Origin of the sequence: Actinomadura keratinilytica, from assembly GCF_039539665.1 — a bacterium.
GTDB classification, from domain to species: Bacteria; Actinomycetota; Actinomycetes; order Streptosporangiales; family Streptosporangiaceae; genus Spirillospora; species Spirillospora keratinilytica.
In genome coordinates this window covers 18,459-28,799 of sequence record NZ_BAABDO010000085.1, presented here as the reverse complement: position 1 = coordinate 28,799, position 10,341 = coordinate 18,459, and the positions used below count along the sequence as shown (strand labels likewise).

8 protein-coding genes are annotated in these 10,341 nt (G+C 73.9%); all 8 read right to left on the bottom strand.

Annotation, left to right across the window (positions count from 1 at the left end; all coding sequences use genetic code 11):
- A partial coding sequence (gene pyrF, locus ABD879_RS23245) for an orotidine-5'-phosphate decarboxylase (RefSeq protein ID WP_345023678.1) occupies positions 1-710 on the bottom strand: 710 nt, incomplete at its 3' end.
- A complete protein-coding gene (locus ABD879_RS23240; protein WP_345023677.1) occupies positions 707-1,696 on the bottom strand; it encodes a dihydroorotate dehydrogenase in 990 nt (329 codons plus the stop codon). The genes pyrF and ABD879_RS23240, both read right to left, overlap by 4 nt.
- Positions 1,697-2,620 carry an iron-sulfur cluster-binding protein gene (locus ABD879_RS23235; RefSeq protein ID WP_345023676.1) on the bottom strand — a complete coding sequence of 308 codons (924 nt, stop codon included), beginning with the start codon at positions 2,618-2,620 and terminating at the stop codon, positions 1,697-1,699.
- A gap of 73 nt (positions 2,621-2,693) precedes the next feature.
- On the bottom strand, positions 2,694-6,035 hold the full coding sequence (gene carB, locus ABD879_RS23230; protein ID WP_345023675.1) for a carbamoyl-phosphate synthase large subunit: 3,342 nt from the start codon (positions 6,033-6,035) through the stop codon (positions 2,694-2,696).
- Positions 6,035-7,156 (bottom strand): glutamine-hydrolyzing carbamoyl-phosphate synthase small subunit, encoded by a 1,122-nt coding sequence (carA, locus tag ABD879_RS23225; protein ID WP_345023673.1) that lies wholly within the window; start codon positions 7,154-7,156, stop codon positions 6,035-6,037. The genes carB and carA overlap by 1 nt, the downstream gene beginning before the upstream one ends.
- The gene (locus ABD879_RS23220) at positions 7,153-8,442 is read right to left on the bottom strand and encodes a dihydroorotase (RefSeq protein WP_345023672.1); all 1,290 of its coding nucleotides are present in this window, start codon (positions 8,440-8,442) and stop codon (positions 7,153-7,155) included. The genes carA and ABD879_RS23220 overlap by 4 nt, the downstream gene beginning before the upstream one ends.
- Entirely contained in the window at positions 8,439-9,380 is a 942-nt protein-coding gene (locus ABD879_RS23215) for an aspartate carbamoyltransferase catalytic subunit (protein ID WP_345023671.1), read from the bottom strand. The genes ABD879_RS23220 and ABD879_RS23215 overlap by 4 nt, the downstream gene beginning before the upstream one ends.
- Positions 9,380-9,991, bottom strand: coding sequence for a bifunctional pyr operon transcriptional regulator/uracil phosphoribosyltransferase PyrR (pyrR, locus tag ABD879_RS23210; RefSeq protein WP_345023680.1), 612 nt, complete (start codon positions 9,989-9,991; stop codon positions 9,380-9,382). Before pyrR ends, ABD879_RS23215 begins: the two co-directional genes overlap by 1 nt.
- Positions 9,992-10,341: the final 350 nt, after the last annotated feature.

Genomic DNA, 10,341 nt, shown 5'->3' with positions numbered 1-10,341 from the left:
CGGGTGCGGCGCAGCGCCGCGGCCATGCCCGCGGCCGCCGCGCCCCGGTCGGCGGCGCCGGCGATGGGGCGCCCGATCACCAGCAGGTCGGCCCCGGCCGCCAGCGCCTCCTCGGGGGCGGCGACCCGCGCCTGGTCCTGCGTGGCGGCGCCTGCCGGCCGCACGCCGGGGGTGATGAGGGTGACGCCGGGGCCGACCTCCGCGCGTACCGCAGCGGCCTCCTGAGGCGAGCAGACAAGCGCTTGGGCGCCCGCGTCCACCGCCAGGGCCGCCAGGCGCCGCACGGCGTCGTGCGCGGGCCCCGCCAGCCCGATGCGGGCCAGATCGTCGTCGCGCAGGGAGGTCAGCACCGTCACCGCCGCGATCCGGGTGTCCGGCGCGGCGTCCACGGCGGCGCGGATCATCGCCGGGCCGCCCGCCGCGTGCACGGTGAGGAAGGCCGGCTTCAGCCGCGCCACGGCGCGCGTCGCGCCCGCCACGGTGGCGGGGATGTCGTGCAGCTTCAGGTCCAGGAACACCTGGACGTCGTGGCCGGCGCCGCGCACGCCGGCCACGACGTCCGGCCCGTACCGCAGGTACAGCTCCAGGCCCACCTTGACGGTGCTGACGTGCGGCGCGACCTGGGAGGCCCACCGGGCGGCCGTCTCCAGGTCGGGGGCGTCCAGCGCCACGGCGATGGGGGCGGGGGCAGCGGTCGGGGCAGCGGTCACGGCAGCTTCTCCTTCGTCTCCGCCGGCACGGGCTCCTCGGGGCGGACCTGGGGCGGGACGTAGCCGGGGGGCCTGTGGGCCAGGCCCACGGCGTCGGCCAGGGTCAGCCGGCGCGCCGCCAGGGCGTCCTCCAGTTCGCGCAGGATGCGGGTGCCCGCGGACGGGTCGTGGAACAACGTGGTGCCCACCGCGACCGCCGAGGCCCCGGCCAGCACGAACTCCAGCGCGTCCAGCCCGGTGGCCACGCCCCCCACGCCGATGATGGGGGTGCTGGGCAGCGCGGCGTGCACCTGGTAGACGCAGCGCACCGCCACGGGCCGCACGGCCGGGCCGGACAGGCCGCCCGACACGCCCGCCAGCGTGGGCCGCAGCGTGTCGGTGTCGATGGCCATCCCGACCATCGTGTTGATCAGGGTCAGCGCGTCGGCCCCGGCGTCCACGCAGGCCAGCGCGATGGTGACGATGTCGGTGACGTCGGGCGCGAGCTTGGCGATCACCGGCACCCGGCTGTTGGCGCGCACCGCCCGCACCACGGCGGCCGACGCGCGCGGGTGCCAGGCGAACATGCGGCCGCGGTCCTCGACGTTGGGGCAGGCGACGTTCACCTCGATCGCGGCGACGCCGGGCACGCCGCGCAGCCGCCGGGCCAGCTCGCCGAACTCCTCGACGCTGTTGCCGGCGAGGGACACGATCGTCCGCACGCCCTGCCCGGCCAGCCACGGCAGGTCGCGCTCGAGGAAGCCGTCGATGCCCGGACCGGGCAGGCCCATCGCGGTCAGCAGCCCGGAGGGCGTCTCGGCCACCCGCGGGGTGGGCCGGCCGGCCCGCGGCTGCGCCATCACCGAGGTGGTGACGAACGCGCCCAGCCGGGTCAGGTCGGTGAACTGGGCCAGCTCGCGGCCGGTCCCGCCGCAGCCGGACGCCGTCAGCACCGGGTTCGGCAGCTCCAGGTCGCCGAGCCGGGTCCGCATCCTGTCCGAGGTCATCTACTGGGCCTCCTCACGGGCGCGGTCGGCGGCGTCGTCCCGGTCCGGCACCGCCCGGGTGTGCAGGACGCGGGGGGCGCCCAGGGCGTCGAACGGGATGGTGCCCAGGTCGCCCCAGCGGACGCGGTCGCCGCGCAGCACCGGCCCCTCGGTGCAGGCGCGCACCATGCGGGTCACCCCGTCGTCGCCGTAGAACGGCAGCACGCACGTCATGCACACGCCGATGCCGCACGCCCCCGTCTGCTGCAGGAACTCCTCCACCGACACCTGGGAGGGCAGGCCGACGTCCCCGGCGATGCGGGTGACCGTGCGCAGCAGCGCCGTGGGCCCGCACCCGTAGACGACGTCGGAGGCGGTCTCCTCGATCACCCGGGGCAGCACCTCGCGCAGCGTGCCCTTCTCCCCCAGCGAGCCGTCCTCGGTGACGACGGTGGCGCTGTCGCCGATGCGCTGGGCCATCCGCGACCCGAACACCTGCCGGGCCGTGGCGCCCGCCAGCACGAAGTGCACCTGGCAGCCGCGCCGGTGCAGCGTGTCGGCCAGCGCGAACAGCCCGGCCGCGCCCGGCCCGCCGCCCACCAGCAGGCAGCCGACCGGGTCGCGGGGCAGCCGGAACGGGCGGCCCAGCGGACCGGCCACGTCGAGCCGGTCGCGCGAGCGCAGCCCGGCCAGCCAGCGGGTGCCCGGATCGCGGACGGCGAACACCATCTCCACCGTCCCGCCGTAGTCCGACTTGACCTCGTGGACGGCGACGCACCGGCGCACCAGGCGGCTGGTGTGCTCGCCGCCCACGGCGAGCGCCACGAACTGCCCCGGCCGGAACCGCTCCGCGACCCCGGGGGCCACCGCCGTCAGCGCGTGGTAGTCGCCCACCTGGCGCACCGTCAGAACGGTTGCCGACGTCTGCACCGGTGTGTCGGACACCCGTCTCCCTCTCGTCGTCGCCGGGCCGCGCGGCCCGGCGCTCATCCGCCGGTCAGCCCCGCCCGGCCTCCCGTCACGCGGGCCCCGCGCCGTGCGCGCCGCGCAGGCGCTCGGCGTGCTCCTGCAGCGAGCGCACGCCGATCTGGCCGCCGACGATGGCCTCGATGCCCTGCACGGCCGCCGCCAGGCCCTGCACCGTCGTCACGCACGGCACGCCGCGCAGCACGGCCGCGGTACGGATCTCGTAGCCGTCCAGCCGCGGCCCCGACTGTCCGGGGCTGCCGAAGGGAGTATTGACGATGAGGTCCACCTCGCCGTCGAGGACGCGCCGTACGATGGTGGGCTCGCCGTCGGGTCCCGGGCCGTCGCTGTGCTTGCGCACGATCTTGGCATGCACGCCGTTGCGGCGCAGGACCTCCGCGGTCCCCTCCGTGGCAAGAATCTCAAAGCCGAGGTCAGCAAGGCGCTTGACGGGGAACACCATGTGCCGCTTGTCCCGGTTGGCCACCGACACGAACGCGCGGCCCTTGGTGGGCAGGGCGGCGCCGTAGGCGGCCTGCTGCGACTTGGCGTAGGCGGTGCCGAACCCCTCGTCGATGCCCATGACCTCGCCGGTGGAGCGCATCTCGGGGCCGAGCACGGTGTCCACGCCGTGGCCCTCGGGGGTGCGGAACCGGTTGAACGGCAGCACCGCCTCCTTGACCGCGATCGGCGCGTCCAGCGGCAGCGACCCGCCGTCGCCGGACGGCGGCAGCAGGCCCTCGGCGCGCAGCTCGGCGATGGTGGCGCCGAGCATGATCCGGGCGGCGGCCTTGGCCAGCGGCACGGCGGTGGCCTTGGACACGAACGGCACGGTGCGCGAGGCCCGCGGGTTGGCCTCCAGCACGTACAGCACGCCGGCCGACAGCGCGTACTGGACGTTCATCAGCCCCCGCACGCCGATGCCGCGGGCGAGGGCCTCGGTGGCCTCGCGGATGCGGCGCAGGTCGTCGTGGCCGAGGGTGATGGGCGGCAGCGCGCACGCCGAGTCGCCGGAGTGGATGCCGGCCTCCTCGATGTGCTCCATGACCCCGCCGAGGTAGAGCTCCTCGCCGTCGAACAGCGCGTCCACGTCGACCTCGATGGCCTCGTCGAGGAACCGGTCGACCAGCACGGGGTGCTCCAGCAGACCGCCCCGGGTCTGCATCTCCAGGTACGCCTCCAGCGTGGCGTCGTCGTAGACGATCTCCATGCCGCGGCCGCCCAGCACGTAGGAGGGCCGCACCAGCACCGGGTAGCCGATCTCGGCGGCGATCTCGCGGGCCTCCTCGAAGGAGGTGGCGGTGCCGTGCTTGGGCGCGGTCAGCCCGGCGCGGTGCAGCACCCGGCCGAACGCGCCGCGGTCCTCGGCCAGGTGGATGCTCTCCGGCGAGGTGCCGACGATCGGCACGCCCGCGTCCTTGAGCCGCCGGGCCAGGCCCAGCGGGGTCTGCCCGCCCAGCTGGACGATCACCCCGGCGACCTCGCCGGTCTTCTGCTCGGCGTGCACCACCTCCAGCACGTCCTCCAGCGTCAGCGGCTCGAAGTACAGCCGGTCGGAGGTGTCGTAGTCGGTGGAGACGGTCTCGGGGTTGCAGTTGACCATGACGGTCTCGTAGCCCGCCTCGGCCAGGGTGAACGAGGCGTGCACGCAGGAGTAGTCGAACTCCACGCCCTGCCCGATGCGGTTCGGCCCGGACCCCAGGATGATCACCTTGGGCTTGGTGCCGGGCGGCACCTCGGTCTCCTCGTCGTAGGAGGAGTACAGGTAGGGGGTGCGGGCGGCGAACTCGGCGGCGCAGGTGTCGACGGTCAGGTAGACGGGCCGGACGCCGAGGGCGTGCCGCAGCTCCCGCACCACCTCCTCCGACAGGCCGCGCAGCTCGCCGATCTGGGCGTCGGAGAAGCCGTGCCGCTTGGCCCGCAGCAGCTTGTCGCGGGTGAGCGCGTCCTCGGCGGTGCGGATCTCCTCGGCGATCTCGTTGAGCGCGGCGATCTGGTCCAGGAACCAGGGGTCGATGCCGGTGGCCTCGTGCAGCCGCCGCACCGACGCGCCCGCCCACAGCGCCCGCTGGACGGCGCGCAGCCGCCCGTCGTGCGGGCGGCTCGCCTTGGCGACCCACTCCTCGGCGTCGCCGCGGTCCCCGGCCCAGGAGAACGAGGAGCCCTTCTGCTCCAGCGACCGCAGCGCCTTCTGCAGCGCCTCGGTGAAGCACCGGCCGATCGCCATGGCCTCGCCCACCGACTTCATGTGGGTGGTGAGGGCCTCGTCGGCGCCGGGGAACTTCTCGAACGCGAACCGCGGCACCTTGACCACCACGTAGTCGAGGGTCGGCTCGAACGAGGCGGGGGTCTCGGCGGTGATGTCGTTGGGGATCTCGTCGAGGGTGTAGCCGATGGCCAGCCGGGCGGCGATCTTGGCGATGGGGAAGCCGGTGGCCTTGGACGCCAGCGCCGACGACCGCGACACCCGCGGGTTCATCTCGATGACGACCATGCGCCCGGTCTGCGGGTGCACGGCGAACTGGATGTTGCAGCCGCCGGTGTCCACCCCGACCTCGCGGATCACCGCGATCGCCACGTCCCGCATGTTCTGGTACTCGCGGTCGGTGAGCGTCATGGCGGGCGCCACGGTGATCGAGTCGCCGGTGTGCACGCCCATCGGGTCCAGGTTCTCGATGGAGCACACGATGACGACGTTGTCGGCGGCGTCCCGCATGACCTCCAGCTCGTACTCCTTCCAGCCGAGGATCGACTCCTCCAGGAGCACCTCGCTGGTCGGGGACGCGGCCAGCCCGGCGCCGGCGATGCGGCGCAGGTCGTCCTCGTCGTGGGCCATGCCGGAGCCGGCGCCGCCCATGGTGAACGACGGCCGCACGACGAGCGGGTAGCCGAGGTCGGCGGCGGCGGCCAGGCACTCGTCCATGGTGTGGCAGATCACCGAGCGGGCCGACGCGGCGTTCAGGCCGTGCTCGCGGGCGACCTTGTCGACGACGGCCTTGAAGCGCTCGCGGTTCTCGCCGGCCTGGATGGCCTCCACGTCGGCGCCGATCAGCTCCACGCCGTAGCGCTCCAGCACGCCCGACTCGTACAGCGCCATGGCGGTGTTGAGCGCGGTCTGGCCGCCCAGGGTGGGCAGCAGCGCGTCCGGCCGCTCCTTGGCGATGATCTTCTCGACCACCTCCGGGGTGATCGGCTCGACATAGGTGGCGTCGGCGAACTCGGGGTCGGTCATGATCGTGGCGGGGTTGCTGTTGACCAGCACCACGCGCAGGCCCTCGGCCTTGAGCACCCGGCACGCCTGGGTGCCGGAGTAGTCGAACTCGCAGGCCTGGCCGATCACGATCGGGCCGGAGCCGATCACCAGGACGGAGTTCAGGTCGGTCCGCCGCGGCATCAGCGGGCACCCCCCATCAGCTCGCAGAAGCGGTCGAACAGGTTCGTGGCGTCGTGCGGTCCCGCCGCCGCCTCCGGGTGGTACTGGACGCTGAACGCCGGGTAGTCGAGCAGCCGCAGGCCCTCGACGCAGCCGTCGTTGAGGTTGACGTGGCTGACCTCGCCGCGTCCGTACGGGGTGTCGAAGGTGCCGTCGGTCGGCGCGTCCACGGCGAACCCGTGGTTGTGCGCGGAGATGTCCACCTTGCCGGTCGTGCGGTCCCGCACCGGCTGGTTGATGCCCCGGTGCCCGAACCGCAGCTTGTAGGTGCCGAGCCCGAGGGCCCGGCCGAAGATCTGGTTGCCGAAGCAGATGCCGAAGAACGGCCGGCCGGCGTCCAGCACGCCGCGCAGCGCATCGACGGCGTAGTCGGCGGCGGCCGGGTCGCCGGGGCCGTTGCTGAAGAACACCCCGTCGGGGTCGAGCGCGAGGATGTCCTCGGCGGTGCTGGTCGCGGGCAGCACGTGCACCTCGCAGCCGCGCTCGGCCATCCGGTACGGCGTCATGGCCTTGATGCCCAGGTCGACGGCGGCCACGGTGAACCGCTTGGCGCCGTGCGCGGCGACCACGTACGGCTCGGGCGTGGACACGTCGCGGGCCAGGTCGGCGCCCACCATGGACGGGCTGGCCAGCACCTTGTCCAGCAGGTCGCGCTCGGGGGCCAGCGCGGCGTCGCCGCTGAAGATCCCGGCGCGCATGGCGCCCTTGTCGCGCAGGTGGCGGGTGAGCGCGCGGGTACCGGGGGCGGCGATGCCGACCACGCCCTGCTCGCGCAGCGCCGCGTCCAGCGTGCCGGTGGCGCGCCAGCTGGACGCCACGCGGGCGGGTTCGCGCACCACGTACCCGGCGACGTGGATGCGGCCCGACTCGGGGTCCTCGTCGTTGACGCCGGTGTTGCCGATGTGCGGGGCGGTCATCGCCACGATCTGCCGGGCGTAGGACGGGTCGGTGAGGGTCTCCTGGTAGCCGGTCATGCCGGTGGCGAAGACCATCTCGCCGAAGGTCTCGCCCAGCGCCCCGTACGCGACCCCGTGGAAGGTCTTGCCGTCTTCGAGGACGAGCACGGCGGGAGGTGGGGTCACTGCAGCTTCCCTTCCAGTACGGTCGCGCGGCCGCGCAGGAACGTCGCGATGATCCGGCCCGGCAGCTCCAGCCCCTGGTAGGGGGTGTTGCGGCTCTTGGACGTCATCGCGGTCGGGTCCACCGGGCGGCGCGGCGCCGGGTCGTACAGCGTGATGTTGGCGGGCGAGCCCGCGGCCAGCGGGCGGCCCTGCCCGGACAGGCGGCCGATGCGCGCGGGGCGGAACGACATGCGGTCGGCGACCCCGGCCCAGTCGAGCAGCCCGGTGTCGACCATGGCCTCCTGGACGACCGGCAGCGCCGTCTCCAGCCCGATCATGCCCATGGCGGCCTCGGCCCACTCGGTCTCCTTGGCCTCCACCGGGTGCGGGGCGTGGTCGGTGGCCACGCAGTCGATGGTGCCGTCGGCCAGCGCCTGCCGCAGCGCGGCGACGTCGTCGGCGGTGCGCAGCGGCGGGTTCACCTTGTAGATGGGGTCGTAGGTCTCGGCGCAAGTGTCGTCGAGCAGCAGGTGGTGCGGGGTGACCTCGGCGGTGACCCGGCAGCCGCGGCTCTTGGCCCACCGGATGATCTCCACCGAGCCGGCGGTGGACACGTGGCACACGTGCACCCGCGAGCCCACGTGCTCGGCCAGCAGCACGTCCCGGGCGATGATCGCCTCCTCGGCCACCGCGGGCCAGCCGGGCAGGCCGAGCCGGGCCGATACCTCGCCCTCGTTCATCTGGGCGCCCTCGGTCAGCCGCGGCTCCTGGGCGTGCTGGGCGATGACGCCGTCGAACGCCTTGACGTACTCCAGCGCCCGCCGCATGATCACCGCGTCGGACACGCAGTGCCCGTCGTCGGAGAACACCCGCACCCGGGCGGCCGAGTCGGCCATGGCGCCCAGCTCGGCCAGCTGCTCCCCGGCGATGCCGCGGGTGACCGCGCCGACCGGCTGGACGTCGCAGTAGCCGGCCTCGCGGCCCAGGCGCCACACCTGCTCGACCACGCCCGCGGTGTCGGCGACGGGGTCGGTGTTGGCCATCGCGTGCACGGCGGTGTAGCCGCCCATCGCGGCGGCCTTGGTGCCGGTCTCGACGGTCTCGGCGTCCTCGCGGCCGGGTTCGCGCAGGTGGGTGTGCAGATCGACCAGGCCGGGCAGCGCGATCAGGCCGTCGGCGGGCACGACCTGGGCGCCCGCGGCGTCCAGGTTCCGGCCGATCTCGGCGATCACGCCGTCGCGGACGAGGATGTCGGCGGGGTCGCCGCCCAGGATCCGCGCGCCTTTGATGAGATGGGTGACGCTCACCTTGCGGCAACCTCCTTGCCGATGGCGGGTTCGGAACCGCCGAGCAGCAGGTACAGCACGGCCATGCGGGCGCTGACGCCGTTGGCGACCTGCTCGACGACGGTGGAGCGGGGCGAGTCGGCCACCTCGGCGGCGATCTCCACGCCGCGGTTCATCGGGCCGGGGTGCATGACGATGGCGTCGTCGGACAGCCGGGCCAGCCGTTCGGCGTCCAGGCCGTAGCGGCGGCTGTACTCGCGGACGCTGGGGAAGTACGCGGCGTTCATCCGCTCGCGCTGCACCCGCAGCATCATCACCACGTCGCTCTTGGGCAGCACCGCGTCCAGGTCGTAGGACACCGAGCACGGCCAGGTGTCGACCGCGACCGGCAGCAGCGTGGGCGGCGCGACCAGCGTGACGTCGGCGCCGAGGGTGCCCAGCAGCAGCACGTTGGAGCGTGCCACCCGGCTGTGCAGCACGTCGCCGACGATCGTGACGCGGCGGCCCTCCAGGCTGCCCAGGCGGCGGCGCATGGTGAACGCGTCCAGCAGCGCCTGCGTGGGGTGCTCGTGGGTGCCGTCGCCGGCGTTGACGACGCTGCCGCGCACCCAGTTGGCCAGCCGGTAGGGGGCGCCGGACGCCGAGTGCCGGATGACCACGCAGTCGGCGCCCATGGCCTCCAGCGTCAGGGCGGTGTCCTTGAGGCTCTCGCCCTTGGACACGCTCGACCCCTTGGCGGAGAAGTTGATCACGTCGGCGGACAGCCGCTTGGCGGCCGCCTCGAACGAGATGCGGGTGCGGGTGGAGTCCTCGAAGAACAGGTTGACCACGGTGCGGCCGCGCAGCGTGGGCAGCTTCTTGATGGACTGGTCGGCGACCCGGGCCAGCTCCTCGGCGGTGTCCAGCACGAGCAGCGCGTCGTCCTTGCTCAGGTCGGCGGCCGAGATCAGGTGGCGCATCAGCCGTGCCTCCCCTCGGCGGAGCGCGGGCGCCCGTCGGCCGGGCCGAGCAGCACCGCGTCGCGCCCGTCGTTCTCGGCGAGCATGACCCGCACGGTCTCCCGCATGGAGGTGGGCAGGTTCTTGCCCACGTAGTCGGCGCGGATCGGCAGCTGCCGGTGGCCGCGGTCGACGAGCACGGCCAACTGCACGGCGCGCGGGCGGCCCAGGTCGCCCAGGGCGTCCAGGGCGGCGCGGACGGTGCGGCCGGAGAACAGCACGTCGTCCACCAGGACCACGATGCGGTCGTCGACGCCGCCGGCGGGCAGCTCGGTGCGGTTCAGCGCGCGGGCGGGCTTCATCCGCAGGTCGTCGCGGTACATGGTGGCGTCCAGCGAGCCGCGCGGGACCGGGCGGCCCTCCACCCGCTCCAGCAGCTCGGCCAGGCGCCGCGCCAGCGTCACGCCGCGGGTCTGGATGCCCAGCAGGACGACGTCGTCGCCGCCCTTGGTGCGCTCGAGGATCTCGTGGGCGATGCGGGTGAGCGCGCGCCGGATGTCGGGGCCCTCCAGAACGGCCTTGTGCCCGGGGTTGCTCCCGGGACCGGCGGGCCGGGGGTCACCGTCCGCCACCCGCGCCTCCGGCGGATCCTCCCGCCGGGGGGCAGCATTCACCACAGAAACCTCCTTTCCCGCCTCACGGGACGGGTCTTAAAGGACGCTCGTCCGTATCACCGTAGCAGTCCGCCCGCTCCGTCCCGTACCGGGGATACCGGGCGTCTTGCCTGGTGAGAGCGGTCACATTCGGGGAATGAAGGGATCGGGCGCCGGAGGTGACCGGTGCGCGCGACGGGCCGGCCCGATCCGGACGGTCCGGATCGAGACCTGCGGATTCGACCGCTTTTTTCCAATCAGCTTGACCTAGGGCCGTCCCCGTTTTACCGTCACTGTCCGTAACCATCGCTGGAGACGGACCCTTGGGG

Excerpts from the sequence above, each read along its gene's own strand:
- ABD879_RS23240 (WP_345023677.1), bottom strand. The coding sequence starts at position 1,696 with ATGACCTCGGACAGGATGCGGACCCGGCTCGGCGACCTGGAGCTGCCG.
- carB (WP_345023675.1), bottom strand. The coding sequence starts at position 6,035 with ATGCCGCGGCGGACCGACCTGAACTCCGTCCTGGTGATCGGCTCCGGC.
- ABD879_RS23215 (WP_345023671.1), bottom strand. The coding sequence starts at position 9,380 with ATGCGCCACCTGATCTCGGCCGCCGACCTGAGCAAGGACGACGCGCTG.